Source organism: Ruegeria sp. BG10 (assembly GCF_056538575.1).
This window is the reverse complement of the sequence record NZ_JBQFTI010000001.1, coordinates 584,176-610,630: the sequence shown is the minus strand read 5'-3', so window position 1 is coordinate 610,630 and position 26,455 is coordinate 584,176. Positions and strand designations below refer to the sequence as shown.

General features: G+C 56.2%; 23 protein-coding genes and 1 pseudogene. 11 read left to right on the top strand and 13 right to left on the bottom strand.

Going from position 1 to position 26,455, the window contains the following annotated elements; genetic code table 11:
* Positions 1 to 32 precede the first annotated feature (32 nt).
* The 7 genes from ACR0D8_RS03005 to ACR0D8_RS02975 all read right to left on the bottom strand — a co-directional run bounded on the left by ACR0D8_RS03005 (position 33) and on the right by ACR0D8_RS02975 (position 7,894).
* Positions 33 to 1,217, bottom strand: a complete 1,185-nt coding sequence (locus ACR0D8_RS03005) for an alpha/beta hydrolase (protein ID WP_480644520.1) — start codon at positions 1,215 to 1,217, stop codon at positions 33 to 35.
* Positions 1,218 to 1,784: 567 nt separating this feature from the next.
* Positions 1,785 to 2,918, bottom strand: a complete 1,134-nt coding sequence (locus tag ACR0D8_RS03000) for a Gfo/Idh/MocA family protein (RefSeq protein ID WP_480644519.1) — start codon at positions 2,916 to 2,918, stop codon at positions 1,785 to 1,787.
* An 11-nt stretch (positions 2,919 to 2,929) separates the two neighbouring features.
* Positions 2,930 to 3,607, bottom strand: a complete 678-nt coding sequence (locus ACR0D8_RS02995; protein WP_480644518.1) for a sugar phosphate isomerase/epimerase family protein — start codon at positions 3,605 to 3,607, stop codon at positions 2,930 to 2,932.
* A gap of 109 nt (positions 3,608 to 3,716) precedes the next feature.
* Positions 3,717 to 4,796: an ABC transporter ATP-binding protein gene (locus ACR0D8_RS02990; RefSeq protein WP_475159306.1), complete on the bottom strand. Its 1,080-nt coding sequence runs from the start codon at positions 4,794 to 4,796 to the stop codon at positions 3,717 to 3,719.
* A gap of 6 nt (positions 4,797 to 4,802) precedes the next feature.
* Positions 4,803 to 5,708, bottom strand: a complete 906-nt coding sequence (locus ACR0D8_RS02985; protein WP_475159304.1) for a carbohydrate ABC transporter permease — start codon at positions 5,706 to 5,708, stop codon at positions 4,803 to 4,805.
* Complete coding sequence (locus ACR0D8_RS02980) at positions 5,701 to 6,594, bottom strand: carbohydrate ABC transporter permease (RefSeq protein WP_475159303.1); 894 nt, start codon at positions 6,592 to 6,594, stop codon at positions 5,701 to 5,703. The genes ACR0D8_RS02985 and ACR0D8_RS02980 overlap by 8 nt, the downstream gene beginning before the upstream one ends.
* A gap of 73 nt (positions 6,595 to 6,667) precedes the next feature.
* A complete protein-coding gene (locus ACR0D8_RS02975; RefSeq protein WP_480644517.1) occupies positions 6,668 to 7,894 on the bottom strand; it encodes an ABC transporter substrate-binding protein in 1,227 nt (408 codons plus the stop codon).
* A gap of 109 nt (positions 7,895 to 8,003) precedes the next feature.
* Here ACR0D8_RS02975 and ACR0D8_RS02970 point away from each other — a divergent pair, with 109 nt between their 5' ends.
* Entirely contained in the window at positions 8,004 to 9,107 is a 1,104-nt protein-coding gene (locus ACR0D8_RS02970; RefSeq protein ID WP_480644515.1) for a LacI family transcriptional regulator, read from the top strand.
* Positions 9,108 to 9,542: 435 nt separating this feature from the next.
* Here the strand turns inward: ACR0D8_RS02970 and ACR0D8_RS02965 are convergent.
* Positions 9,543 to 10,249, bottom strand: a pseudogene (locus ACR0D8_RS02965) (IS6 family transposase).
* A gap of 82 nt (positions 10,250 to 10,331) precedes the next feature.
* A complete protein-coding gene (locus ACR0D8_RS02960) occupies positions 10,332 to 10,967 on the bottom strand; it encodes a LuxR C-terminal-related transcriptional regulator (RefSeq protein ID WP_480644513.1) in 636 nt (211 codons plus the stop codon).
* 215 nt (positions 10,968 to 11,182) lie between these two features.
* On the opposite strand from ACR0D8_RS02960, the gene ACR0D8_RS02955 reads away from it, so the two are divergent.
* From ACR0D8_RS02955 to ACR0D8_RS02930, 6 genes are all read left to right on the top strand, one after another.
* Positions 11,183 to 12,424, top strand: coding sequence for a pyridoxal-phosphate-dependent aminotransferase family protein (locus ACR0D8_RS02955; protein WP_480644512.1), 1,242 nt, complete (start codon positions 11,183 to 11,185; stop codon positions 12,422 to 12,424).
* Between the two features lie 16 nt (positions 12,425 to 12,440).
* On the top strand, positions 12,441 to 13,637 hold the full coding sequence (locus ACR0D8_RS02950; protein WP_480644511.1) for a malate--CoA ligase subunit beta: 1,197 nt from the start codon (positions 12,441 to 12,443) through the stop codon (positions 13,635 to 13,637).
* Positions 13,637 to 14,527 carry a succinate--CoA ligase subunit alpha gene (gene sucD / locus ACR0D8_RS02945; RefSeq protein WP_480644509.1) on the top strand — a complete coding sequence of 297 codons (891 nt, stop codon included), beginning with the start codon at positions 13,637 to 13,639 and terminating at the stop codon, positions 14,525 to 14,527. Before ACR0D8_RS02950 ends, sucD begins: the two co-directional genes overlap by 1 nt.
* On the top strand, positions 14,527 to 15,498 hold the full coding sequence (locus ACR0D8_RS02940; protein ID WP_480646346.1) for a 2-hydroxyacid dehydrogenase: 972 nt from the start codon (positions 14,527 to 14,529) through the stop codon (positions 15,496 to 15,498). The genes sucD and ACR0D8_RS02940 overlap by 1 nt, the downstream gene beginning before the upstream one ends.
* Positions 15,499 to 15,525: 27 nt before the next feature.
* On the top strand, positions 15,526 to 16,503 hold the full coding sequence (locus ACR0D8_RS02935; protein WP_480644508.1) for an HpcH/HpaI aldolase/citrate lyase family protein: 978 nt from the start codon (positions 15,526 to 15,528) through the stop codon (positions 16,501 to 16,503).
* Between the two features lie 313 nt (positions 16,504 to 16,816).
* Positions 16,817 to 17,449, top strand: coding sequence for a tyrosine-type recombinase/integrase (locus tag ACR0D8_RS02930; protein WP_480644506.1), 633 nt, complete (start codon positions 16,817 to 16,819; stop codon positions 17,447 to 17,449).
* Here ACR0D8_RS02930 and ACR0D8_RS02925 read toward each other — a convergent pair.
* A complete protein-coding gene (locus ACR0D8_RS02925; protein ID WP_480644505.1) occupies positions 17,360 to 17,869 on the bottom strand; it encodes a hypothetical protein in 510 nt (169 codons plus the stop codon). The two genes, ACR0D8_RS02930 and ACR0D8_RS02925, sit on opposite strands and share 90 nt — an antisense overlap.
* Positions 17,870 to 18,441: 572 nt before the next feature.
* Here ACR0D8_RS02925 and ACR0D8_RS02920 point away from each other — a divergent pair.
* The gene (locus ACR0D8_RS02920; protein ID WP_480644504.1) at positions 18,442 to 19,758 is read left to right on the top strand and encodes an esterase/lipase family protein; all 1,317 of its coding nucleotides are present in this window, start codon (positions 18,442 to 18,444) and stop codon (positions 19,756 to 19,758) included.
* Between the two features lie 461 nt (positions 19,759 to 20,219).
* Here the strand turns inward: ACR0D8_RS02920 and ACR0D8_RS02915 are convergent, their stop codons facing one another.
* The 3 genes from ACR0D8_RS02915 to ACR0D8_RS02905 all read right to left on the bottom strand — a co-directional run bounded on the left by ACR0D8_RS02915 (position 20,220) and on the right by ACR0D8_RS02905 (position 23,656).
* Positions 20,220 to 20,621 carry a multiheme c-type cytochrome gene (locus ACR0D8_RS02915; protein WP_480644503.1) on the bottom strand — a complete coding sequence of 134 codons (402 nt, stop codon included), beginning with the start codon at positions 20,619 to 20,621 and terminating at the stop codon, positions 20,220 to 20,222.
* Positions 20,622 to 21,031: 410 nt separating this feature from the next.
* Positions 21,032 to 22,006: an HAD family hydrolase gene (locus ACR0D8_RS02910; RefSeq protein ID WP_480644502.1), complete on the bottom strand. Its 975-nt coding sequence runs from the start codon at positions 22,004 to 22,006 to the stop codon at positions 21,032 to 21,034.
* A gap of 75 nt (positions 22,007 to 22,081) precedes the next feature.
* Positions 22,082 to 23,656 carry an arylsulfatase gene (locus ACR0D8_RS02905; protein WP_480644500.1) on the bottom strand — a complete coding sequence of 525 codons (1,575 nt, stop codon included), beginning with the start codon at positions 23,654 to 23,656 and terminating at the stop codon, positions 22,082 to 22,084.
* Between the two features lie 278 nt (positions 23,657 to 23,934).
* Here ACR0D8_RS02905 and ACR0D8_RS02900 point away from each other — a divergent pair, with 278 nt between their 5' ends.
* From ACR0D8_RS02900 to ACR0D8_RS02890, 3 genes are read left to right on the top strand one after another with little or no spacing between them, the layout of a single operon-like run.
* Positions 23,935 to 24,918 (top strand): AAA family ATPase, encoded by a 984-nt coding sequence (locus ACR0D8_RS02900; RefSeq protein WP_480644498.1) that lies wholly within the window; start codon positions 23,935 to 23,937, stop codon positions 24,916 to 24,918.
* Positions 24,919 to 24,949: 31 nt separating this feature from the next.
* Positions 24,950 to 25,894 carry a DUF58 domain-containing protein gene (locus ACR0D8_RS02895; RefSeq protein ID WP_480644496.1) on the top strand — a complete coding sequence of 315 codons (945 nt, stop codon included), beginning with the start codon at positions 24,950 to 24,952 and terminating at the stop codon, positions 25,892 to 25,894.
* The gene (locus tag ACR0D8_RS02890; RefSeq protein WP_480644495.1) at positions 25,891 to 26,367 is read left to right on the top strand and encodes a DUF4381 domain-containing protein; all 477 of its coding nucleotides are present in this window, start codon (positions 25,891 to 25,893) and stop codon (positions 26,365 to 26,367) included. The genes ACR0D8_RS02895 and ACR0D8_RS02890 overlap by 4 nt, the downstream gene beginning before the upstream one ends.
* Positions 26,368 to 26,455 lie beyond the last annotated feature (88 nt).

The window sequence follows — 26,455 nt, the reverse complement described above, 5'->3', positions numbered from 1 at the left end:
ATCAAAGGCGCACCGCAGCGGCGAGGATCATGTCAGTTTGTGTCGTCTCTCCTCAGAACCCAGAGCAACGCATTGCGCATCTGGTCCCGCCAGTTGTGCCAATGGTGACCATCCCAGGAACTCTGGAACAAAACATCTGTCCCCCGGTCCCTGAGCAGCTCGGCCAATACACGGTTGTCCGATGCCAGTCCTTCAAGCTCGCCGGTCGAAACATATGCCTTGGTGTCGACAAGCCCTGGCGCTCTTTTTAGCATATCAACCAGTCGCGCGGTACGAAGAAAAACCGGATGCGGACGGGACCGCAGTTTTTGACGGTCAAATACAAAAGAGCCAGACTTCAGAACCAGGCCACCAAAGACGCCCGGAAAGCGATAGGCAGTGCTGAGCGAGGCCACCGCGCCCAGACTGGCCCCCAGCAGAACACGGTCTTTGAAATTCCCCGATATCGCATAGCTGGCTTCGATGACGGGCAGGAGTTCTTTGACGACATAGCGGGCGTGCCGCCGCCCGCGCGCGTATTCCCCGATCCGGTCATTCGTCTGGATCATGACTGCAACAAGGGGCGGTATGGCGTCCTGTTCGATCAGATTGTCGAGAATGATGGTCAGGTTGGCAAAGTCGTCGTAATCGCCGCCGTCATGCACGATGATCAAGGGATAGGACTCGCCGGCATCATAGGCGGAAGGAAGATAGACCTTCTCGGTTCTGGACTGGCCGAAAACTGCACTCTGGGCAGTCAGATCCTCAACTCGCCCACGGGGTGCGCCGCGATCAATGCTCCATCCGGGCCGGGCATAGCCATGCGTCATGGCAACGGAGTTTTCTCCAAATGGATCACTCGCGCGGTTCGGGTTGCCAGGATCGAGAATCCAAACCTCACCATTTGAACGCACGATGTTCAACTTGTATTCAAACCGTCCGCCATCCTGTACCGGAACACGCAATTGCCAAAGGTCGCTGCCCCCTACCCGCGACAGTGCCAGACGATCGACCCCGGCGTGTATCCAGCGCACCATCTCCACCCTCTCAGCCTCGCCGAACCAGAGAAATGTCAGCGCTCCGGGCTCCACCAGAGGTGTGCCGATACCGGCAAGTGCCTCATGATACGCCGTCGCCGAAATATCTCCGGCGGCAAGAAAACTCGCCAGATCCGGATGAAGCGGGCCTACTGGTGCGTATTCGGTCGGGAACATGATGGGTATTCTGGGAGTGTTCATCCTCTTTCCGTCTGCCTCGTTTATGCATTATTCTGTGACGTAGCGTCAGCGTTCATTTATCAATCATGCCCAAGCTCAGGAGTTTTCAGCAAGGGTTTACCAAACGTCAGGTATGAGGCGATGTGCACTCGGCTTCCATGTAAAAAATGGAGAGACCATTCAAATTCATTGGCGCGGGGGGGACGTTCATTCAATCAAGCACAAAATTAGCGATCTTCAATGATGCAGGTCTCGCAGAAGTCCCAGTTCCGCTTTAGCTAACCTTCGTGCACCATAAACTCTTATGAGTCCTCGCTATCGCTCAGCTATGTCCGGGTGTTATTCAAACCGGTCTGTGCGATGTCGGGTCGGGTGAAAAGCGCCCGAGGATGACCCTACTCTCTAAGGGTCTGCTTATTTTTGGTTTGCGCTGCTCGGCGTTCGGTCTTTCACAGACAGGTTAGCGTGTTTGTTCGGTGTCAGGACCGCGACACAGGTTGTAGCCAGTGCGCTGACTCGTTACAGGCGGCCTACAATTCCTATCGGTTCAATGCTGCCAAACGAATTTCTGTAGTGGTCCGATCCCGTCTACTTGATCAGGATTTCAGCCTTTTCCGGCGACAGTATTTCAGGCCGGTCACACGTCGTCGTGAGATCGATCCAACAGCGCTTTTCAGCTGCTTCCAACATGGCCGTCATAACCTCAACCACATGTGTTGCCAGTTCGAGGCTGCATCGGTGTGGGACATCCTGATAAATCGCAGAGACCATATCCGCGAGCCCGGCGCAGCGGTAGTTGGCTTGGTCTACGCCACTTCCGTCCTGTGTATTTGGGACTGCAAACGGATGGCCGCGGTCGGCGATTAACGTAGCTTCGCCATCTTCCTTCAATAAGAAAACATCGCCGCCAAAGAAATTGGGATCAGGGACAAAGAGGGATCCTTCGGTGCCATAGAGCTCCATGTTGGCATGCCGATGCCCCCAGACGTCCCAACTGGCCCCAAACGTCACAAGCGCACCGCCAACAAATTCGAGGATCGCGTGAAAATTGGTTGGCGTATTGACCGGGACCGCTTCGCCCTTTCGCGCACCACTACCAATAGTGCGCGTCGGGAAACCGGTCGTTGCCATTGCCGTAACGGATTTCACTGGCCCTATCAGCTGCACGAGGTTGGTCAGGTAATATGGCCCGAGATCAAGAACAGGGCCCCCGCCGGGCTGGAAGAAAAAGTCGGGATTGGGGTGCCAGGCCTCCATGCCGTGGGACATGACGTGGCATGTGCCGCCTATGATCTGACCCGCCTGCCCTTCATCCAGGGCCGCGCGGGCAAGCTGATGCGCGCCACCCAGGAAAGTATCTGGTGCCGACCCGACCCTAAGCCCGTTTTTTTGCGAAAGTTGGCGGAGTTCCTCACCCTGTTCGAGCGTCAGAACAAAGGGTTTCTCAGAATAGGCGTGCTTACCATTCTCCAAGATCCGCTTGGTCACTTCAAAGTGCGCGGCCGGCACGGTCAAGTTGACCACCACGTCGATATCCTGCGCGCCCAGCAGGTCATCGATATTTTCGGCTCTTACGCCAAACTCCTGTGCGCGGGCCTTGGCAGCGTCCATATCCAGATCGGCCACTGCCCGGACGTCCAAGAATTTGAATAAAGGGGTCAATTTCAGGTATGACGCAGAAATGTTGCCGCACCCGATAATTCCAACACCGAAGGTCTTCATGGCAACTCCTCTCAGAACGCCTGAATGCTGGCAAGCGACCGGGACGCCATGCGTTTGTGATCGCTCGGCTTGTCATGTTCGATGATGTATCTTTCGACCCCGGCAGCATCCATGGCCCGTTTGATGGCGACCCAATCCATGGTGCCAAAACCAACGTCGGACCAGCCGTCTTCGTCCAGGTTTTCTCCCTTGGGGGCGACATCCTTTACGTGAACCGCAACAACTTTGCCGGACAGCTTTTTCAACCAATCGACAGGGTTCTGCTCTGCGACCTCGACCCAGGCAAGATCAAGCTCGATTTTGATGTCATCGGATGCGTCAGCAATCAGGTCGAGGGGCATCACACCTTCGACCGGGATCAGTTCGAATTCGTGATTATGCCAGGCAAACTGCAACCCCGCCGCGACTATCGACTTGCCGGCATTTGCCAGTCGCTCACCAAAGTCTTTCCACCCTGCTGCCGTTGCAGGCCGGTCTGACGGGGCCAGGAATGGAACCACAACAACCTGAATACCCAAAGCTCTGGCCGTTTCGATTACGCGATCAGGATCGTTTTCAACCAAATCCAAAGAAAAATGCGCTGTTGGCATCTTGAGTTGGTTCGCTTCGAGCATCGCCGCAGTTTCAGACGGGTTCTCGAAATAGGGTCCGAACCCCTCAACTTCGCTGATACCAAGGTCGGCGAGCATTGAAAAAGTCTCGGCAGAATCCCAGTCACGCGATGAATAAAGTTGGTAGGAAATGGATGGCATGCTGTTTTCCTCAGAGATTGGTGTTGGGCTTTCGCAGGTGGGGATCTCAGAGCCGCAGCTCTGTTTGCTTGTCAAAGAGTGACGCCCGTTCCGGATTGAGGCCAATTCGAAGCGTTTCGCCGATGGTCACCTTGGCCTGACCATCCATGCGCACCCGAAACGGCGTCCCGGCCAGCTCACAATCGACCAGTGTGTCAGAGCCGGTGGGCTCGATAAGTCCGACGGTCACATCCGTTTGGAACGGAGCGTTGCCAACCAGCTCGCCCGTCACCACATGTTCCGGCCGAATGCCTAGTGTGGCGGCGCCATTTGTTGGGCTGTCACCGGCGTATGTATATCCGGTCATAGGAATGGACAGATCACCAATCTCGAACACCTGCCCGTCAACGCGGCCTTCGAGGAAATTCATGGATGGCGACCCGATAAAACCCGCTACGTATTTGTTGATCGGTCGCCCATAGATTTCGTCGGGCGTGCCAAGTTGCATGATCTGACCGCCGCGCATGATTGCGATCCGGTCGGCAAGTGTCATTGCCTCGATCTGGTCATGCGTCACGTAGATCATCGTGTTTTCCAGATTCTGGTGCAGGCGCTTGATCTCGACCCTGAGATCGGCCCGCAATTTGGCGTCAAGATTTGAAAGCGGCTCATCAAACAGAAACACGTCCACGTCGCGCACCAATGCACGCCCAATCGCCACGCGCTGTCGCTGTCCGCCGGACAACGCCGCAGGCTTACGTTTCAACAGCGGCTCGATCTGCAGAACTTCGGACGCCCGCTTGATACGTTGTGCGATCTCGGCCTTCGGAAGTTTGGCGTTTTTCAGACCGAAGGACAGGTTACCTTCGACCGTCATCTGCGGGTACAGCGCGTAGGACTGAAAAACCATTCCGATTCCACGTTCCGACGGCTCGGCCCAGGTAACGTTGGTGCCATTGATGTGTATCTGCCCGGCCGTCACATCAAGCAGCCCTGCGATACAATTCAGCAGCGTTGACTTGCCGCAACCGGACGAACCGAGCAAAACCAGAAACTCGCCTTTTCCGATCTCCAGGTTCAGGTTCTGAAGAACTTTGACCGAGCCAAACTCCAGGTCGAGGTTTTTGATTTCAACTGAATTATTCATGAGGATTTACCCTTTGACTGCGCCGGCGGCGATGCCGCGAACGAAGAGTTTCCCGGAGACGAAATAGATAGTCAGTGGGACAAGGCCGGTAAGAATCGTTGCCGCCATGTTGACGTTGTATTCCTTAACCCCCTGAGTTGAGTTGACGATGTTATTGAGCGCCACGGTCATCGGGTAGGTTTCCGGTCGCGCATAGACAACTCCGAACAGAAAATCGTTCCAAATTCCGGTCACTTGCAGGATCACGGCAACCGTGAAAATCGGAACCGACATGGGCAGCATGATACGAAAATAGATGCCCCAGAAACCGGCACCGTCGACGCGTGCTGCCTTGAACAGCTCTTCCGGCAACGAGGTGAAATAGTTTCGGAACAGCAGCGTCAGGATCGGCATGCCAAAAATGGTGTGAACGATCACAAGACCACTCAGCGAACCGTAGATACCCATTTCGCGCAACATGATGACGATTGGATAAAGCATCACCTGATAGGGTATGAACGCGCCGAATATGAGGATGGTAAAGAACACATCCGCGCCTTTGAACTTCCAGTTGGCAAGCGCGTAGCCATTTACCGAGGCAATTGCGATGGACACAAATACCGACGGAACCGTGATCCTGACTGAATTCCAGAACCCGGTGCTGAGCCCGTCGCAGGTCAACCCCGTACAGGCTTCGGACCAGGCTTTCACCCAAGGCGCAAAGGTCACCTCGACGGGCGGGGAAAATACGTTCCCCAACCGGATTTCGGGCATGCCTTTGAGTGATGTCACGATCATCACGTAGAGCGGCAGTGCATAGTATGTCGCGACGACAAAAAGTGTGCCGTAGAGAAACACATTTCGGCGCGAGATGAACTTTTGCGGCTTGGGACCCTGTGGCCCTGAAAGTTCCTGGGACGTCGCATCAACCACGGTTCTTCGAGCCTCCGAATTCGAGAATTGCCCACGGGATCACGATCAGCGCAACGGTCACAAGCATCATCGTTGAAGCGGCAAAACCCTGACCCAGGTTGTTGGCGCGGAACATCATGTCGTAGACATATTTCGCGGGCACCTCTGTCGAGACACCCGGGCCGCCGCCCGTCTGCGCAACGATAAGGTCGTAGATCTTTACAATACCTGTCACGACCAAAACCAGGGTCGTGACGAAGACCGGTCGCATCATCGGAATAACCACAAAGATATAGGTTTTCCACGCCGGGATTCCGTCGATGCGCGCCGCCTTCCAAACCTCTTGATCAATGCCGCGTAAGCCGGCGAGCATAAGGACCATGACGAGGCCGCTGCCTTGCCACAGCCCGGCGATCAGAACTCCGAATATTGCGATATCGGCGTTGTATAGCGGGTCGAACGCAAAGCTCTCCCAGCCCAGGTTCTGAACGATGCTCTGAATGCCGAAATCGGGGTTCAGAATCCATTGCCAGACCAGACCGGTAACCACAAAGCTGAGGGCATAGGGGTAAAGAATGACTGTGCGTACGGTGTTCTCAAAGCGGATCTTTTGATCAATCAACGCCGCCAGAATGAAACCGATCACAAAAACCAGCACCAACATACATAGCCCGTAGATGATCAGGTTCTCGATCGAAACAAGCCATCTGTTGGTTGACCACAGCCTTTCATACTGGTCCAGACCAACCCAATTCAGACGTGGCAAAAGGCCGGACTTTGTGAAGCTGTAGACAACGGTCCAGGCTGTGCCGCCAACGAAGACGAAAAGCGCAGTCACGATCATCGGGATCGCCGCGATTTTTGCGGACTTGTTGCGAAACAATTGGCTCGGGCGCCCGTTGCTCATGCGCTTTCCCCAATTCTAAAGTTGATTGATTGCGGTCGACCTGAGGCATTATGCCGGTCGACCGCGCAAAGGCTCATTCAGCGTTTTCGATAATCGAAACAAACTGCGCCTGAGCATCCTCAGCCGTTATCGAGGGGTCGGCGAAGAATTCGACGAAAAGCGTGCTGATCTGGTCAGCCGTGTCCGGCGTGTTCAGCATCGCCGTGTCCGGAAGCAAAGCACCTTCGCTGAGAAGCTTCAGACCCTTTTGCATGCAGTCATTCGCCGTCGACAGATCGATATCGCCGCGAACCGGCAGCGATCCTTTCTTCAGGTTGAACGCCACCTGAGTTTCGGGCTTTAGCATAAGCTTAGCCAATTCGGTCTGCGCTGAGATTTGCGCTTCATCTTCCAACACCGGGAAATAAAACGCATCTCCGCCCGTACTCAGCAATTCCGTCATACCCAGACCGGGCAAACAGCTATAATCTTCACCGGCGACTTGTTCGGCCATGGCAAATTCACCTTGCGCCCAGTCCCCCATGACCTGACCACCTGCTTGCCCCGTGATGACGAGGTTGGTGGCATCGTTCCAGTTTTGAACCGTCGACTCTGCGGCCATTGCCCGCGCTTCTTCGGCCGCCTTGAACACTGCGGCCACTTCATCTCCTGCCGCGACCTCGACATTTTTGTCGCCGTAGACAGACAGGAAGACATCGTTTGATACCAACGCCGCGAAGAGTACGTTAAACAGCCCGCGTTGCTGCCAACCTTGTTGACCCAATGCCAGCGGCAGCTTTCCGGCTTCCTGAAGTTTCGGCGCGGATGCGACGAATTCTTCCCAATTGGTCGGGACGGGCAAACCGGCGTCTTCGTAGGCTTTGTGCGACAACCAAATCCACTGCCACGAGTGGATATTGACCGGCGCGCAATAGACGCGCCCGTCAACCGTGCATGCGTCAAGCAATGACGGCGGGTTCACTATATCCTTCCAGCCTTCGGCCTCTGCAATATCTGTAATGTCGCGCAAAAGGCCCGCCTCGATCAGTTCTTCTGCCTGACGTCCATGGTTGAATTGGAAGGCGCCCATCGGGTCACCACCGGTCAGACGACTGACCATCACGGCCCGCGCGGCCTCACCACCGGCAATGGCGGCATCAACCCAGGTGTTGCCTGATGCGTTGAATGCGTCGGCGAATTCCTTCACCGCGGCGGCTTCGCCGCCGGATGTCCACCAGTGCATAACCTCCAGCTCGGACGCTGAAACACCCGAAGCCGCGACAATTGCTGTGGCAGATAACAGTCCTTTGACCCTGTTCATAGTTTCCTCCCGTTCTATAACGTTATAGATCGACCTATAACGATTTAGATTTAGCTTGCAAAGACTTTTTTGAACCGCGATATATGAACCGCGCCATTTGGAAAGAGCGATGGAACCCGACTATCGGTCCTTACCTCTTTCCGCCAAGGAGTTACCCGGGATGCGAAGAACAACGGAAAACTTAAGCAATTTGAGCTCAGAAGAACTCAAGGCTCTCGTTCTGCCCGGTGAGCGCCCGACGCTGAAGACGATATCGAGAATCTGTGGCCTCGCGGTCGCAACTGTGTCTCGCGCTTTGGGAGACGCACCAGACATCAGTGAAGACACCAAAGAACGCGTGCGCACTGTAGCCCGGGCCATCGGTTACGTCCCCAATCGCGCCGGCGTCCGGCTGCGCACTGGCAAAACAAACGTAATAACACTGGTTGTTCCCGCCGAGGGCGAGGTCATCAACAATTCATCGAAGTTGACAAATTCCATCGCATTGGAACTGCGCGGTACTCAGTTTCATCTCAACGTATTGCCGTGGTTTCCGGACGAAGACTCACTTCGCCCCATCAAATACATTGTCGAAACCCATTCGGCGGATGCCGTTATCTTCAATATGACTGAGCCGGAAGATCCACGTGTGGACTATCTTTTGAAGCGCAATTTTCCCTTCGCGACGCACGGGCGGACAATCTGGTGCGACAGGCACGCCTATTATGACTACGACAACACGGCATTCATGCGGGTTGCCTTAAGGCGGCTGGCGGAACGGGGACGCAAGAACATTTACGCCATGCTGCCGCCCTCCAGCCAGAATTACTCACAAGATATGTTGCGCGGATTGGAACAGACGGCGCCCGGGCTGGGGCTCAGCTATCGCGTCGCGCAGAACATCGACAGCGATCAACCATCAGAGGACATCCGCCACTGGATCAAGCGCAGGTTGTCAATATCGCCGGAAATCGACGCCATCGTCTGCTCGTCGTCAAAGGCTGCCATGGCGGCCGTCGTTGCAGTCGAACAACAAGGGCGACAACTGGGCCTCGACATAGACGTATTCTCAAAGGAAGTTGTCCCCATCCTGAAGCTGTTCCGCGAAGACGTTCTTGTGGAATTCGAAGACGTCGGAACCGCCGGAAGCTTCCTCGCCAAAGCCGTAATGGAACAACTGCTCCGCCCGAACAGACCACTAATGCAGAGGCTGGAAGTTCCCGTGGACGGCTAGGTTGGGTTTGAAGGGGTTCTTTAGGGAGTGATTTTCGCGCCATTCCCACATCAGGCTCTCTGCTGTTTCTAGAGTAACGGACAAGGGACAACAGCGTATTTTCTGTTCCTATTTTTGAGAAGGTCAGAGTTACTTTGTTGAAAATAAAAACTATTCAAGATTCGAAGCACAAAAATGCGGACCTACATTCCACCTTCCCAAAAAAGTTGCCAGCTATCAGAAAATTCTTCCGCAAGGCGTACCGCCAATACATAAATTGAGAATTGCTTAGATGGGGCGCGACCTGAACAGCATTCTCTGCAGAACAGGCAAAGAACCGTCGGTACGTGCGGTACAACTCCGGATCAAAAAACACAACTGAGGCGAGACGAGTATGGGTGGCGGTGCTGTCAGACAAATTCGAACCAGTCTCAGCTAAGCCAGTAGAGCTGTCCTTTATGCCGCGCCAAGTTTGCACCATTCTTTAAGAGCGGCGGCTCGTGTCAGCTTGAAGGTGTCTCGGCTGGTGAGAGACCGCTCCTGGTTGAAGTGGTTGTAGACGGATGAATGGACGGTGGCGAGTTCATTAAACTTCGCATACGCCTGAATCGCTGCATAGTGCGTTCTCGTCGCCAGAATGGGAGGTGTGAGTTCTCAACGTGGTTGTTGAGCTACCTGCCCGTCCTTTGCTTCTCCGTCACACCAATATCTCTGAGTGCAGCTCGGTATGACGCGAAGCGAACCGTAACGATTTCATCTGCAGCACTGTGTCGTTTCATAATTTTCTTGAGAAATTTCAATGCCGTATGCTTGCTTCGACGTTTGGTAACAACGGCTTCTAACACCTCGCCTTCGTGATCAACGGCGCGCCGGAGGTAATGCCTCTCCCCGCTGATTTTCCCAAAGACCTCGTCGAGGTGCCAACGCCAACGGCTTGATCGCATGCATTCGGTGCGACGCTTTAGGATCTCGGACGCGAACATCGGCCCAAACCGGTGCCACCAATATCGGACCGTATCGCGGCTAACGTCGATGCCACGCTCGTGGAGCAAATCCTTGACATTCCGGAGTGATAGCGGGAACCGCACGTACAGCATCACCGCGAGGCGGAAGATCTCGGGACTGGTTTTGAAGTAATTGAATGAGGCAGGTTTTTTTTCAATCCCAAACGCTAAACAACCGCCCTGCCCCGCTCAGGCAAAGTTAATCTGACAAGATTTTCCGATTTGACGGGGCCTTCGAAATTCACGAGTTTCCATTATCCAGTTTTGACGAGTAATAGAAGGCAATCGCCTGCGCTCGGTTCTTGATCGACAGTTTGTCGTAAATGTTCGATAGATGAAATTTTACGGTATTGGTCGAGATCTGCAGCTCGTTCGACAATTCCTTGTTGGACATGCCCTGGGCAAGTGCCTCAAGGATAGTCAGCTCTTTACGCGACAAAGTTTGCAGCGGGTTTTGGTTCATCTTACGTACGTCGATAAAGGGAAATACCATCTTTCCTTTCGCAACATCGACACAGGTTTCCAGCAAACCGTCGACATCACCTGAACGTGGCGCGAACCCGGCTGCGCCTGCTTGCATGGCCAGTCGCGGCACGTCCCCGGCTTCGTCCCCATAGACCAAAAAACGTGGCGCGTTGGCCTGTTCGCGCAGCACCTCGATCAGTTTGGCCGCACCCAAGGCTGGCAGTTCCCAGGACACGATACCGACTTGAACCGGCACCCGCATGACCGTGCCCAGGAACCCTTCGGCCGTCGCAGACGTCGCAACCAAAGAGAATCGCGGGTCACGTTCGAGAATCTCGGACATGGCCGACAGCACCAGCGGGTTGTTGTTGGCCAGCATGACGTCGATGGGGCGTTGAGAAGTGTCGGACATCGTTTTTCCGTCTGATTTTAACAAAACCTACCCATTCGGATGGGGGCATTCTTGGTATACTTCTGTATATTTACCAACATGGGTGGGAATTTTTCCACTCCTCTGGATATGCTAAAGCAGTAGTAAGTTACGTTGTGCCTCGGTGCAAGTTTAGGTTTTCCTCTGCGTCAACGTGATCGACAGGATCGAACATCCCCGACGCACACGAGGACCACATGACGCTTAAGATCTATCCCACGCTCGAAATCCCGCAGACGTTGGCCGCAGGCCCCGGCCCGGGCAACACCGACGCCCGCGTTCTGCAGGCCTTTGCCAGCGCTGGTGTCGCCGACCACATGCAAGGCGACGTTTTGCGCGGTATGACCGAATGCAAACACATGTTGCGTGAAATCTGGGGCACGGCCAACACCCATACTTTCGCGGTTGCGGGCACCGGTTGGAGTGGGCTGGACACCATGTTCTCGGCTGTGATGCCCGGAGACAATGTTGTGGCCTTTGCCAACGGCACCTTCTCGGGCATCGACTCTCTGACCCTGCGGATTAAGGCAGCAACGCGCGAAGAGCACATCGCGAACCCGCTGAACCCGCAAGCCGACAGCGTTACCGTGATCGAAGTGCCCCATGGCCAGCCGGTGACCGGCGACATAGTCGAACAGGCGCTGGCTGCACACCAGCCGAAATGGGCCTTCATGGCGCATTGGGAGACCGGCTCGGGCCGGGTGAATGACCTGCGCGGCTTCTCGGATGCCTGTGAGCGCCATGGCGCAATGGGCCTGATCGACGCGGTATCATCGTTAGGTGTGGCCAATTTCCGCATCGACGAATTCCCGGGCATCGCAGGCTGGGCCTCTTGTCCGCAAAAGGGCCTGTGCTGCCTGCCGCTGACCTACGCGCCGGTCAGTTTTTCCGATGCCTATATCGACACGCTGAAAACCACCGGCGCCTACACCTACGTTCACAATCCGATCTTCGAGGCCCGTCATTGGGGCATCGTTGACGGGCAGGATGTTGAAAAAGGCACCTACCACCGGACCCATTCGGGATATGCGGTTGCAGCCTTCCATGAATCACTGCGCCTGACCCTGCAAGAGGGGCTGGCCAAGCGGGCGCATTCCTACAAGACCCACGAAGCGGTTTTGCGCGATGCGGTCACCGCGATGGGCTGCGAGGTGACTTCGGACATGCCCAGCCTTGTGGTGCTGAACCTGCCCGCCGACCTTGCAGGCCGCGAGATGGAGCTGGTGCAAAACTGCCGCGCGCGTGGCTTTGGCATCTGGCCGACGCTCAGCGCCCCGGTTCAGGTCCGCATCGGCATTTTGAATCAACTGAACCACCAGTCGATCAGCCGCATCGTGAAGCTGTTTGCCGAAGCGATCCTCGAGATGGGTGGTTCGGTGGATTTGGAAGCTATCGAGGCGCTTCTGGAAAGCCGTTACGGCACATCTATCGCTGCATAAACGGGAGGGAATGCAGATGGATATCCACGAATATCAGGCGAAAGAGCTTCTTTCGAATTTCGGGGTCGAGGTTCCCTCGGGCGCATTGGCCTACAGCCCGGAACAGGCGGCGTACCGCGCACGTGAGCTGGGTGGCGACAAGTGGATCGTAAAGGCTCAGGTCCACGCCGGTGGACGCGGCAAGGCGGGCGGCGTGAAACTGTGCAATTCGGAAAGCGAAATCTACGCCGCCTGCGACGAGATGTTCGGCCGCAAGCTGGTGACGCATCAGACCGGTCCCGAAGGCAAAGGCATCTACCGCGTCTACGTGGAAGCCGCTGTGCCGATTGATCGCGAGATCTATCTGGGCTTTGTGCTCGACCGCTCCAGCCAGCGGGTGATGATCGTGGCCTCGTCGGAAGGCGGAATGGAGATCGAAGAGATTTCCGCAGAACGCCCCGACAGCATCGTGCGCTCGATTGTCGAACCCGCCGTAGGTCTGCAGGAATTCCAGGCGCGCGAGATTGCGTTCAATCTGGGACTCGAACCCCGCCTGATCCAGCATATGGTCCGGACCCTTCAGGGTTGCTACGCCGCTTTCAGCGAGTTGGATGCGACTATGGTCGAGATCAATCCGCTGGTTATCACCGGCGACGACCGGGTGCTGGCGCTGGACGCGAAGATGAGCTTTGACGACAACGCTCTGTTCCGTCACCCGCAGATCGCGGAGCTGCGCGACAAAAGCCAGGAAGACCCGCGCGAAAGCCGGGCGGCAGATCGCGGTCTGTCTTATGTCGGGCTGGACGGCAATATCGGCTGCATCGTGAACGGCGCCGGTCTGGCCATGGCCACGATGGACACGATCAAGCTGGCCGGTGGTGAGCCTGCAAACTTTCTGGACATCGGCGGTGGCGCTTCACCCGAGCGGGTGGCCAAGGCGTTTCGACTGGTTCTTTCCGATGACAATGTTCAGGCGGTTCTGGTCAACATTTTCGCTGGCATCAATCGATGCGACTGGGTTGCCGAAGGCGTCGTGCAGGCGCTGCGCGAGCTTGAGATCGATCTGCCCGTGATCGTGCGTTTGGCAGGCACTAATGTCGAGGAAGGCCAGAAAATCCTCGCCAAATCGGGCCTGCCGATCATCCGCGCAACAACTCTGATGGAAGCTGCCGAGCGCGCCGTGGGCGCATGGCGCAATGACCTGTCCCAAAACACCAAGATGAGGGCCGTGTAATGAGCATTCTTCTGAACCGCGACACCCGCGTTATCGTTCAGGGCATCACCGGACGCATGGCGCGCCTGCATACCAAGGATATGGTGCAATATGGCACCAACGTCGTTGGTGGCGTTGTTCCCGGAAAAGGCGGAGAGACCGTCGAAGGCGTACCCGTATTCGACACCGTCAAACAGGCGGTCGAAGCCACCGGTGCCGAAGCCAGCCTCGTCTTCGTACCGCCCCCATTTGCGGCGGATTCGATCATGGAGGCCGCAGATGCTGGCATCCGCTATTGCGTCTGCATCACTGACGGCATCCCTGCGCAGGACATGATCCGCGTCAAGCGCTATATGTATCGCTATCCCAAGGACAAGCGCATGGTACTGACGGGCCCGAACTGTGCCGGAACCATCAGCCCCGGTAAGGCGCTGCTGGGGATCATGCCGGGTCATATCTATCTGCCCGGAAATGTGGGGATCATCGGGCGCTCGGGTACGCTGGGTTATGAAGCCGCGGCGCAACTGAAAGAGCGCGGGATTGGTGTCTCGACCAGCGTCGGGATCGGTGGCGACCCGATCAACGGATCATCCTTCAAGGATATTCTTCAGCGTTTTGAAGAAGACGAAGATACCCATGTCATCGCCATGATCGGCGAGATCGGCGGCCCTCAGGAAGCCGAAGCGGCGGAATACATCCGCGACCACATCACCAAGCCGGTGATCGCCTATGTCGCGGGTTTGACCGCACCCAAGGGCCGGACCATGGGTCATGCAGGTGCCATCATCTCGGCCTTTGGCGAAAGCGCCAGCGAGAAGGTGGAAATCCTGTCCGCAGCGGGTGTCACCGTGGCAGAAAACCCTGCGGTCATCGGCGAAACCATCGCCCGTGTAATGGGGAAGGCTGCGTGATGGTCAAACCTTCGATCCTTGTCACCCGTCGCTGGCCAGCCGCCGTTGAGGCGCAACTGGCCGAAAGCTACAACACTGTGCTGAATACCGGGGACAAACCAATGTCCCCAACCGAAATTCGGGACGCGCTCAAGAAATATGATGCCGTTCTGCCCACCGTGACTGACACGCTCAGCGCCGAGGCGCTGGACGTGCCTGCCGCGCAGACCAAGATCCTCGCCAACTATGGTGTGGGGTATAGCCATATCTGTGAACCAGCGGCGCGCGATCTGGGCATGACAGTCACCAACACGCCGGACGTTCTGTCCGAATGCACCGCCGATCTGGCCATGACGTTGCTGCTGATGGCCGCCCGTCGCGCGGGTGAGGGCGAGCGGGAGTTGCGCTCGGGCGGCTGGACTGGTTGGCGTCCAACCCACTTGGTCGGCACCAAGGTCAGCGGCAAGACGCTTGGCATCATAGGTTTTGGTCGCATCGGTCAGGAAATGGCCCGTCGCGCCCATCACGGGTTTGGCATGAAAATCCTCGTGCAAAACCGCAGTGCTGTGTCGCCCGATGTGCTAAAGCAATTCAACGCCACGCAGGTGGAAACAGTGGACGAATTGCTGCCGCACTGCGATTTCGTTTCGCTGCATTGCCCCGGCGGGGCCGCGAACCGGCATTTGATCAACGGGCGCAGGCTGGACCTTATGAAGCCCGAAGCATTCCTGATCAACACCGCACGCGGCGAAGTGGTGGACGAGCGCGCCCTGGTCCAGTCGCTGATGTTCGACACGATCGGCGGGGCCGCTCTGGACGTCTTCGACGGCGAACCGCGCATCAGCCCGGACCTGTTGCAATGCGACAATCTGGTGATGCTGCCGCATTTGGGCAGCGCCACAAAGGAATCGCGCGAGGCCATGGGTTTTCGCGTGCTGGACAATCTGGGCGACTTCTTCGCAGGCCGCCCACCCCGTGACCGCGTGATCTGACGCACCCTTCTTCAAAGGACCAAACTCATGAGCTTTTATGCCATAGAACAGGCCCCCGCGCGCCTGAACCGCAGCGAACTCGCCGTACCGGGCAGCCAGCCCGGCATGTTCGAAAAAGCCGCCAAATCGGATGTGGACGTGATCTTCCTCGACCTCGAAGACGCGGTTGCACCGGACGAGAAAGAGCAGGCACGCAAGAACATCATTCAGGCCCTAAACGATATCGACTGGGGCACCAAGACTATGTCGGTGCGTATCAACGGGCTGGACACGCATTATATGTATCGCGATGTGGTGGATGTGGTAGAACAGGCCGGAGAGCGGCTGGACCTGATCATGATCCCCAAGGTCGGCACCGCGGCGGATGTCTATGCCGTCGACATGATGATCACCCAGATCGAAGACGCGATGGGCTACAAGAATCGCATCGGGTTCGAGCATATCATCGAGACCGCCTTGGGTATGCAGAATGTCAGCGAGATCGCAGCGGCCTCGAAACGCAATGAGAGCCTGCATTTCGGTGTGGCGGACTATGCAGCCTCAACCCGCGCACGAACCACGATCATAGGTGGCGTGAATCCGGACTATTCGGTTCTGACCGACCCGGATGGTGATGCGGCGCGCGCGACGCATTGGGGCGATATGTGGCACTATGCGCTGGCACGCATGGTTGTTGCCGCCCGTGCCAACGGTTTGCGTCCGATTGACGGCCCGTTTGGTGATTTCCAGGATCCCGAGGGTTACAAGGCAGCTGCCAAAAGGGCAGCGGTGTTGGGCTGCGAAGGCAAATGGGCCATCCACCCCAGCCAGATCACTCTGGCGAACGAGGTCATGTCGCCCAGCGATGCCGAAGTCACCAAGGCGCAGCGTATCCTCGTTGCTATGGCCGAGGCCGAAACCGCGGGCAAAGGAGCAGTTTCGCTGGATGGTCGTCTAATCGACTATGCCTCGATCCGGCAAGCAGAGGTTATGGTTGAAAAGGCGCGCCAGATCGCCGCCGCGTGATCTTGGCCCGCATTGAGCACGGAAGCAGACGTATGCGCTCTCGCCCCCGCAGGTCCGGCGCAGAGGTATTATTACGTCAACGGCGGAGCAATATTCGGTTACGAGGCGGAGCAAAAGTGTGCCGGTCTTGGCGTGACCGGCACCTTGGCAAATGCGCTCCCCAATTTGCTGGCGGTTGCCAAGATGTCTCGGTCCGCAAAGACCATTAGCGGGTGTGGTTCAGGAGTTCTGGCGAGCCTTGCTCTGTGTCAGCCGACAACTGTCATCGTGGTATTGTCGTTTTGGGAGGGCATGGCGGATCGGAGGACCAGTCATGGAAACAACAAACTTACCTGCCATTCGCGCGCTTCGCCCAACCTGGAACAACGGCCGAATCGTTGGTCAGAAGCGGCCACTGAAACCAATGCAAGTCAGGGCAATCCGGGTGCGGCTTGAATTGGCAAAGAACCATCGTGATCTAGCCGTTTTCAACATGGCAATCGACAGCAATCTTCGAGGCTGCGAACTTGTGAAGATGAAAGTTGTGGATGTAATGGCGTCTGGCCGGATCAATGAACGCGCTTCAGTGCCGCAAAGCAATACGCAGAAGCCAGTCCGGTTTGAGATATCGGAAGGCACCCGTGCACCCGTCGAAAATTTTATAGAAGACGAACAGATGGTTGGATCAGAGTATCTTTGGCCTGGCCGATTTCACGAACGCCCTCACGTGTCGACACACCGGTATGCGCGGATTGTTCGGGACTGGGTCACGTCGATCGGACTGGAAGCCGGTGCATACGGCACCCATTCGATGCGACGAAGGAAATTCACTCAGATCTACAAGAAAACTGGCAACCTTCGCGCCGTCCTGCTTTTGTTAGGGCGCACACAGATGGACAGCACGGTCAGGTATCTTGGTGTTGAACTTGCGGATGCCCTGGACATTGCTGAAGCCATTGAAATCTAAAAACGCTAGGCCGCCTACATGCGCGGTCCAAAGCCGACCTCGCCGAGCATTCAAGATGCCGCAATCGCAGCCCGCAAAGCCGTCATTTGCTACCGACGTATGATGATCAAGTCGCCATCGGAAGGTCCAACACGCGGTACAAAGCGCCGATTCGCTGCGCCAGTGCCAAGGTCTGCATAGACGGTTTAGCGGTGCCATGGACTGTCGATTCTTACCCGCTCCTTCGGCATTCGCCTTGTTGGACTTGTTCAGCTTTGCCGACAGCGCCGTGCGGGCCAGGCGAGCATAAGTGCAGATGATCTGCAGACCAATCCTTTCCAGCAGCCGGTGCAGCGAACGGTGCACGACAGCACCGTCAGCGTCCACCACACAAACCGAAAACTCTTTCAGAAATACATCCAGTCCGACATACTGTTCCACGCTCGTTCTCCTCGCGGCTTTGACTGATGAGGCCAGAATATCTGGACATCGGGTGTCCGGTGAGAGCGGCCGCCGCGATCACACCGTGTGATTAATGGGCAGGCGCCGGATATTTTTTTAATGGACTTCAGGCAGCGGCAATTCGGTTGGGATGAGAATGCGCAGGCCGGAGCCGCACACACTGCTTCGAAGAGGACAAAGCATAGTCAGGACAGGTCATGCAGCGATTAGATTACGGACAAGAGATCGCCACCGAAACACATGATGTTAGTGCCGACGAAATTCGTGAACTAATGGCGCCCAGCCTCCCTATCAGAGTAGGTGGGTCTGTGACGCTCCTGCTGGAGACTGCGCAGGAGGTAGGATGGATACTGGATTCAGCGCTAGACGCTCTTGATTCGTTTGACTTAATCGTCGAGCAGGAACGGCGATTCATCAACAACCTGAACCAGTTGCCAGGTCAACCGGTGTCTCGACCGGACTCTGACCGAATGGAGCGATTGCTATCAGGGTCGTCGGAACTCGGTCGAGACTTCACTCCGCTCGAAACACTTGTTGCCGGCTGCTAGGGATTGGCAGCTGCGATTTTGTCACCTGGCTTCGGTGAAAAGGGCGTCGGCGTCGTCTTCGCTTGGAAGAAGGGCGACGACGACCGCGAGTGCTTTGTTGAATCGAAAGCAGAACTTCCAATGCTCATTTTGCAGCACGGCTCACTATCTGTATCGCTGATGGCACTGAAAGGGTTTTATGCAACAGCCAAGTGGATGCTGGCAGCCTATGGCTGGGTCCGCCCGAACTTTACCGGCGCACCGCAAGCGGCCTCCTGGTTCGTTGAAGAGCTCCGAGCGCGGGCGATGACCTACGGTCACGGCGCAATGCCACTGGATCGCCTCGACCAGCAAAACACTGTCTTGACCTATGATCCGCAAAGACACTCCATGGCAATCGTGTACGTACACGGGCTATTCTCGACGGATGCCAAGACCTTTGACGGGTTCCGTGACGCCTGGTCGTCGCTTCGCATCAAGCTCTACGCTGATGGTGGCTTGGACCGGGTTTGCGTAGAAGATGTGTTCGGCCAGGTCGGCCACATTGGTTTTCCGCATGATACCTTTTGCGGGATCGACGATAGCGGGCAGGCGCTGGCAGACGAGCTCATAAATCGATTCGAAGACGCGGGCACGAAGATTGCCCTAATCACGCATTCACGCGGCGGTTTGGCCACGCGGCGCGCGATCCAGCATCTACTGTCCCGCAACAACGGATGGGAGGACCGGATCAAGTTCTTTGCGACGTTTGGGACGCCGCATGCCGGTGCTGATCTGGCTAAGTTGCCGGGGCGATATGAAGGTTCCTATTTGCTGCTCATGGGCAAGTCGGACCAGCTGATCGCGCTCGACATGCTCTTCTGCTACCTCAAGCACGTCAAACGGATCGAAGGCATTGACGATCTGCAACCTGTCGGGAATCTGGTCTCGACGTTTATCAAAGACCTCGCCGCGCGCGAGCAGAAAAACGGTGCCCTTCCTACCTGGGCGGTATCCGGGAAAGCGCCTCAGGTCACAGGCTGGGAGGTGCGCGCGCTTGTTGCCGGGGCGGTCAGATCTGGCATCGATGCTGCGGTCGGGACTCCCAACGACATTGTGGTGGCGAAGGCGTCTGCCGAAGATGCACCGAGCCCAACTGTTCGCACCCAGGACTGTGATCATTTCGGTCATTTTGCGCAGCACGACAATATGACAAGCGCAGCGGTCGAGGTGATGCGTGCCTTCGAACTAGACAGCGAGATCAACACCTGCACGGGTGCAAATGTGCCGGATATCGAATGGGACGTTGATGGTGACGTCTCGATTATGCGCGTCGGGGAAATCGATCTCATCAGACATTGAACCGGCGCTCAATTGGATTGAAAACGCGCTATCGCCAGTGACGTCAATGCATATAGATACTGCGGCCAACTACCTCTTCGTGCCGCATGAAGGATATGTCTTGAAAGCCAACTTAGGTCAGCTTCGCAGTCCAACTGAAGATAAAGGTCGGAGCGCTCCACGCGTTCCGACTGCTTTTCTGTGGCGGACTTGAGATTCCCCAAGACGTTTGATGTGATGATGCGGATGTAAATCTACCAAAAGCCAGGACACTCCGAGGAAAGTCGCGGCCCCCCGAGGTCGTATCGCCGATAGGAACCTTGCTTGCGGAACTCATCAAAGCCAGCAGTCGACAACACTGGCTGTGTCAACAGGCCGAACACACGACGGTACTGACGGATTGCCGCCATCAACGCAGAAAACACTTGCAATGCACTACCCACACAGGGCTTCCAATTCAACTGGCTACGCCGCAGTGCAGCTCACCGCCGTTGGTCAATGGATCGAAATACTGTGATTGCAGCCCGCAAATGGCAGGTGGCGCATTGCTGGATCGTCACCTCGGCACCCTCATTGAAATCTAGAGTCAGTCCGAGTGCGTTCAACTGACCGTTGCCGTTGGCAAACTCGCGCCCGGCGGCCCAGCTCAAATTACTCGAGCTCGGACCGTGGCAGGCTTGGCAACCAACACCGAATTCTGCGTGGGTCGAATCGTAAGTACGCGCAATCCGATCATAGTTCTTTTCGAACCCGGTGGCATGACATTCAGCGCACCGGGCGTTCCGTTTTTTGTAACGGCTGGTCCAATGCAATCGGTCATCCGGCAGTAGATCCTGATCTGGATAGAGGTCATATCGGCGCTCCTCTTCCGCATCCCGGATCACGTCAAAGTTCCGCAAACGGCCAGGTTCGGTTTCGAACAGTTATAGGCGACGCCCACAACAGGATGTTGAGTACGCGGCTGTAACCCCTTCCCTGTCCGTGACGGCTGATCGGTAAATATCCCCATCGATGCTGAACTAGACACTCATGCCATCAGACGAAAGGTTGTGCCATCGTAACTAGCAATCACTGTGTCCGACGACGGCTCCGTCCAAGCAAGCACGTGGTGTGAGCAGCTCCACGCAGAGGCGGCGACACGGCACTCGGTGCAAGTCGATGAGCCGACATAAGCGGGTTCTTGCGCCAATGACGCGACCGGTAAATCCAGACAAGACACTCCAGCGATTGCGGCACATCTGAACATGGGCACTGAACTGATCAGCGAAAGGCTGGATTGGGGTCTTTTTCCGGGCTATTGCGCGCCAGTATAGACGCGCGACCAGTCCCTAGTCATATCAACAACGAGCCAGCCCAGATCCGGGCCGTTTTTAAGCCCGTCACACAGCCGTCCGATATGGCTATCACAAGCATAGGCCACTTCGCGTTCACTATCCGTGTGATGCACAATCAAACCAAGCCGAGGTCCGTCACCGGCCGTGGTCCATTCGATCATCGCATAATCGCCGTCCGAGTTTCCACCAGCAATGAGTGGCCGCTTACCGATGATCCGGTCGATATTGATCGGTTTGCCTTCCTTGTCGTCGACAAAACCGATTGCAGGCTGTTTGACGATGGTTGGAACGCCGTCGATCACCTCATAGGAGGTTTCGGTATAGGTGCCGATGACCTGTTCGGTCGGGACGCCATAAGCGGCCTCAGCAAAGACCCGCATGAAATGGATCCCACTGCCGGAGACAATGTATGTCTTGAACCCTTCGTCGCGCAAATATCGTAGTAATTCCACCATCGGTTGATAAGTCATCTGGTCATAGCGCAGCCCGGTGACCGGGTGTTTGGCCGTCGCCACCCATTCGGCAACGCTGGCCTGAAAGTCATCGACGTTCAGGCCGCTATGGGTGGTGCTCAAAACCTCAAGCACAGCCTCCTTGCCCCCTTCCGCAAGAGCCCTGTAATCGCCCTCTGCCGCAACCTGGAGTGCATCAGACGTAATCAGGTTTGGATTATTCTGCGCCATCTTCTGAAACGCGTCGACAGCATAGATCAGTTGGAAATATGCCGGCTGCTCACCCCAAAGCGTGCCATCATTGTCAAAGACCGCGATGCGGTCGGACGGGGTAACGTAGTCATCGGACATGGTATCGGTGACGCTTTCGACAAACGAGATGATCCGTGCCTTGCTGTCAGTGTCATTCCAGGATGGCAACGGGTCTGCGAGCGCCGCAGAGACAATGAAAGGAAACGAGAGAATCAAAAAAAGACGAAGCATAACAAAGTACTTTCCCGGTCATTGAGAAGAAGGGCCGCCACTGTGCGGCGGCCCAGCTTGATCCAATAACGAGGATCAGTCGCCCACCGGAGCGATCATCTTTTCCATCACCTGCTCCAGATTGAAGCTGGCGGCCTTCTGGCGTGGCGGGAATTCCTGGAATGTCGCCAGGAAACTGCCCACATACTGCTGCGCCGGGACCAGAAAATAGGCGCGGTCAAGCAACCAGTCATAATAGGTGTTCGAGGTCCGGTAGGCGCGCTCATAGGGGTCACGGCGCAGGTTGATGATCAAGGGGATGCGCAGCTCCGTCCAAGGTTCCATCCAAGCGCGCAGGGTGCCCCACGCCTTCTGCTCAAGGAAGATTAGCTTCCAGTCGTCATACCGCAGCGCCGTCAAGTCGCCGTCATCCGAAAAATAGAAAATTTCCTTACGCGGCCCCTCTTCCACTTCGCCCTTGAAATAGGGCAGGAAGTTATAGCCATCCAGATGCACCTTGTATTCACGTCCGATGGCCTGAACGCCGCCCTGAATCAACTCCTCTTTGATGTTGTCACGGCCCGCGGCGGCCAAATAAGTCGGCAGCCAGTCCATATGGTGCATGATCTCGTTCGAGACCGAGCCGGGCTCGATCAGGCCGGGCCAGCGCACCATCGAGGGTACCCGCCAGCCACCTTCCCAGTTGGTGTTCTTTTCACCCCAGAACGGGGTCATCGCGGCATCCGGCCAGGTATTCATATGCGGGCCATTGTCAGTCGAATAATGCACGATGGTGTTGTCGGCGATGCCCAACTCGTCTAGCAGGTCCAGCAATTGGCCGACATGCATGTCATGTTCCAGCATCCCGTCGGTATATTCGTCGTTGCCCGGCTTACGCCGGTCGTCAGCCACATGGGTCCGAAAGTGCATCCGTGTTCCGTTCCACCAGACATAAAAGGGCTGCCCTTGCTCGTGCGCACGCTTGATGAAGTCGATGGCAGCGGCGACGGTTTCGTCATCCACCGTTTCCATGCGTTTTTTGGTTAGTGGGCCAGTATCCTCGATCGTGCCATCGGCCTTGGACTTGATCACGCCACGCGGGCCATAGGTCTCCCGGAAAGTGCGGCCATCGGCCAGTACCTGATCGCCGGGATAATCTTCGTTCTCCGGCTCTTCTTCGGCGTTTAGGTGATAAAGATTTCCAAAAAACTCATCGAAACCGTGGTTAGACGGTAGATGCTCGTCCTTGTCACCCAAATGGTTCTTGCCAAACTGACCAGTCACATAGCCTTCGGCTTTTAGCAAACCTGCGATGGTAGGGTCTTCCTCTTGCATGCCTAGATCAGCGCCTGGTAGCCCCACCTTGGACAAACCGGTTCGAAAAACCGATTGCCCCATGATGTACGAGGACCGCCCGGCCGTGCAGGATTGCTCGCCATAATAGTCTGTAAAGATCATGCCATCATCGGCAATTCGGTCGATATTGGGCGTGTGATAACCCATCAAACCCATCGTATAGGCTGAGATGTTGGACTGACCGACATCGTCACCCCAGATAACAAGAATATTTGGCTTTTGCTCTTGCGCGGTGGCTGAAACGGCCAGAAAGGCCGCACAGGTCCATGTGATTAGTAGGCGCACAATGCGTCGAGGTTCAAAGGCAGCAAGCATGTTTTCTAACCCTGTTCGAGAAATAGAAAGTAGCTTCAACTTACACATAAACTTGAATGTGCGTGTTAAAAAATTGATTTGTGCTATTACTCAAATTAGTCTGGACCCCGAGCAGACAGGACCTCGGGCACGATTTCAGGTGTCTTTGAAAGCTGACTGAATTCAACATTGTGACGGCGGGGTGCGCGCTATCTTTTTCTCGCAAAAATTGAACGTCGATAAAAACGCACTCGTTAAGGGTGTGGAAATAGATTTTGGGCTGTGACGGAGTTCACCCCGTGTCTGCACGTGATCATATCCTCGATCTTAGGGCTCGGATCGGGCAGTCCATCATCGGACAGACCGAGGTTGTTGAACGTCTACTGATTGGCCTGCTGGCCAATGGCAACCTGTTAATTGAAGGGCTACCGGGGCTGGCCAAGACACGCGCCGTCAAGGCAATGGCAAAAAACCTGGACGCGCAGTTCAGCCGAATCCAGTTCACACCCGATCTGCTGCCTTCGGATGTCACTGGAACAGAGGTTTACGTACAGGGTGGCGGTACGTCTGAATTCCGGTTTGAGCCGGGACCGATCTTTGCCAACATCGTGCTGGCAGACGAAATCAACCGCGCGCCCGCAAAAGTGCAGGCCGCGCTTCTGGAGGCTATGGAAGAACGCCAGGTCACGGTGTCGGGCACGACCCATAAGATGGAACCCTTGTTCATCGTCATGGCCACGCAAAACCCCATCGAACAGGAAGGCACCTATCCTCTGCCCGAAGCACAGATGGACCGGTTCCTGATGCACGTGAACATTCTTTATCCACCTGTCGAGGACGAGGTCGAAGTTATTCGTCTGGTCCGCGGTGAGGAGCAGTTAGTCAGTCAGCCAAAGAAGTCCGACACAGTCAAGCCCGCCCCCATTGAGCAACAGTCCGTCTTTGATGCCCGCGCAGAGATTTCTGAGATTCACGTAGCGGAAGCAATGGAACGTTACTTTGCCGATCTGGTCTATGCCACACGAACCCCAGCAGCCCTGAGCGAAGAGTTGGCGAACTTGATAGAGGTCGGTGCCAGCCCACGCGCCTCGATCGCTTTGGACAAATGTAGCCGCGCTCATGCATGGCTGGCCGGGCGGGACTATGTTGATCCGCTTGATGTTCGGGCGATTGCCCATGACGTGTTCCGACACCGCATAACGCTGAGCTTCGAGGCGCAGGGCGCGGGCCTGTCGCAGGATGAGGTCACCACCGAGATCATCAAACTGGTTGCCTTGCCATGAAGGCAGGCCTTTGGCCAAGGATGGTATTCCAATGATGCAGACGACAGCGATTGCAGAACTCGGACATGATCCCCGTATCCATGTCAACCTACGCCAGTTGGTCTCGCTCAAATGGCGCGCGTTACAGCTGAGCTTCTTGCCTCGACAACCGGCAAATTCGGTTCTGAACGGACGCCACACCTCGAAACTGCGGGGCCGAGGGCTAAATTTTGAAGAACTGCGCGCTTATCTGCCCGGTGATGATATCCGCACACTGGATTGGAAAGTAACGGCGCGCACTGGCACACCTCATGTCCGGGTCTACACGGAAGAACGCGATCGCCCCACGCTGCTGCTGGTAGATCAACGCATGTCGATGTTCTTTGGCAGCCAAGTTTACATGAAATCGGTCATTGCAGCCGAGGCCGCTGCCATCGCCGCGCAATTGGTATTGACGCAAGGTGATCGGGTTGGCGGGTTGGTCTTTTCGGACGACGCCATCGCCGAACATAGGCCCGTCCGTTCACCATTGGCCTTGCGTCGACTGCTGGCTTCAGTCGCTGAAGCCAACCAGAGGTTGTCCGCTCGGAATCAGGCCACCCGGCCAGATCTGTTCAACCGGATGCTGCGCTCTGCCGCCCGGATTACTAAGACAAACTATCTCGTATTGATCTTCTCCGATTTCGACGGTGTAGATGCCAGTTCCGAGCTACTGATCCGCGGCCTCGCCAGGCATAACGACGTTCTCCTGTTCAACATTGCCGACCCGATCGCCACTCATGTGCCGGCAAATGCACACCTTGCCATATCGGATGGTGGAACGCAGGCCGAGATCGACACATCCTCCGACGAAACCCACAAAAAGATAGAAGCCTTTGCTCAAAACCGACTCGCGCTAATACGAGGCTGGTCACAAAAATACCAACTGCCATTCCTACAGCTGTCGACACACGCCCCTGCTCTGGATCAAGTCTCGCGTCTATTGGGTGCCTCATGAACCCAGATCTGCAAGATCTCAACCTTGTCGAATTGATCGACCTTCTGGAGCCTGCTCCGGAACCTGCGCCTATCTCGATGATGCCGCAAACGGTTGGTTGGATTTGGTTGGGGCTGGCACTTGCCTTGCTGGCCTTTTGGCTAATTCGCCGCGCCATTAAGCACCGCCATGTCAATGCCTATCGCCGTGTAGCTTTACGCGCGCTGGACGAAACTGGGGATGATCCCGCTTGCGTCGCCGATATCTTGCGCCGCGCAGCTTTGGCCGGATTTCCGCGAGACGAGGTTGCGGGCTTGGTCGACAAAAACTGGTTGCGCTTTCTCGATCAGACCATGGGTGATGACCGGTTTTCGAATGGCCCAGGGCGCATCGTAACGCAAGCCCCCTATCGCCCGGTTCCACCGTCACCAGAGCTGACCAGCTTGGCGCGCGACTGGATCGTAACCCACAAACAGCTAAAGCAAGAGGTCTGACGTGATTACCTTGGTGTATCCCTGGCTCTTGCTCCTTCTGCCTTTACCCTGGCTGGTGTGGCGGTTTCTGCCGCCACACCGCGAGGAG

Coding starts and splice junctions, on each gene's coding strand:
- ACR0D8_RS02890 (WP_480644495.1), top strand. CDS start 25,891: ATGAACCCAGATCTGCAAGATCTCAACCTTGTCGAATTGATCGACCTT.
- ACR0D8_RS02895 (WP_480644496.1), top strand. CDS start 24,950: ATGATGCAGACGACAGCGATTGCAGAACTCGGACATGATCCCCGTATC.
- ACR0D8_RS02940 (WP_480646346.1), top strand. CDS start 14,527: ATGGTCAAACCTTCGATCCTTGTCACCCGTCGCTGGCCAGCCGCCGTT.
- ACR0D8_RS02955 (WP_480644512.1), top strand. CDS start 11,183: ATGACGCTTAAGATCTATCCCACGCTCGAAATCCCGCAGACGTTGGCC.
- ACR0D8_RS03005 (WP_480644520.1), bottom strand. CDS start 1,217: ATGAACACTCCCAGAATACCCATCATGTTCCCGACCGAATACGCACCA.
- ACR0D8_RS02960 (WP_480644513.1), bottom strand. CDS start 10,967: ATGTCCGACACTTCTCAACGCCCCATCGACGTCATGCTGGCCAACAAC.
- ACR0D8_RS02930 (WP_480644506.1), top strand. CDS start 16,817: ATGGAAACAACAAACTTACCTGCCATTCGCGCGCTTCGCCCAACCTGG.
- ACR0D8_RS02970 (WP_480644515.1), top strand. CDS start 8,004: ATGGAACCCGACTATCGGTCCTTACCTCTTTCCGCCAAGGAGTTACCC.
- ACR0D8_RS03000 (WP_480644519.1), bottom strand. CDS start 2,918: ATGAAGACCTTCGGTGTTGGAATTATCGGGTGCGGCAACATTTCTGCG.
- ACR0D8_RS02935 (WP_480644508.1), top strand. CDS start 15,526: ATGAGCTTTTATGCCATAGAACAGGCCCCCGCGCGCCTGAACCGCAGC.
- ACR0D8_RS02980 (WP_475159303.1), bottom strand. CDS start 6,594: ATGAGCAACGGGCGCCCGAGCCAATTGTTTCGCAACAAGTCCGCAAAA.
- ACR0D8_RS02910 (WP_480644502.1), bottom strand. CDS start 22,006: ATGCTTCGTCTTTTTTTGATTCTCTCGTTTCCTTTCATTGTCTCTGCG.
- ACR0D8_RS02905 (WP_480644500.1), bottom strand. CDS start 23,656: ATGCTTGCTGCCTTTGAACCTCGACGCATTGTGCGCCTACTAATCACA.
- sucD (WP_480644509.1), top strand. CDS start 13,637: ATGAGCATTCTTCTGAACCGCGACACCCGCGTTATCGTTCAGGGCATC.
- ACR0D8_RS02975 (WP_480644517.1), bottom strand. CDS start 7,894: ATGAACAGGGTCAAAGGACTGTTATCTGCCACAGCAATTGTCGCGGCT.
- ACR0D8_RS02990 (WP_475159306.1), bottom strand. CDS start 4,796: ATGAATAATTCAGTTGAAATCAAAAACCTCGACCTGGAGTTTGGCTCG.
- ACR0D8_RS02995 (WP_480644518.1), bottom strand. CDS start 3,607: ATGCTCGCCGACCTTGGTATCAGCGAAGTTGAGGGGTTCGGACCCTAT.
- ACR0D8_RS02950 (WP_480644511.1), top strand. CDS start 12,441: ATGGATATCCACGAATATCAGGCGAAAGAGCTTCTTTCGAATTTCGGG.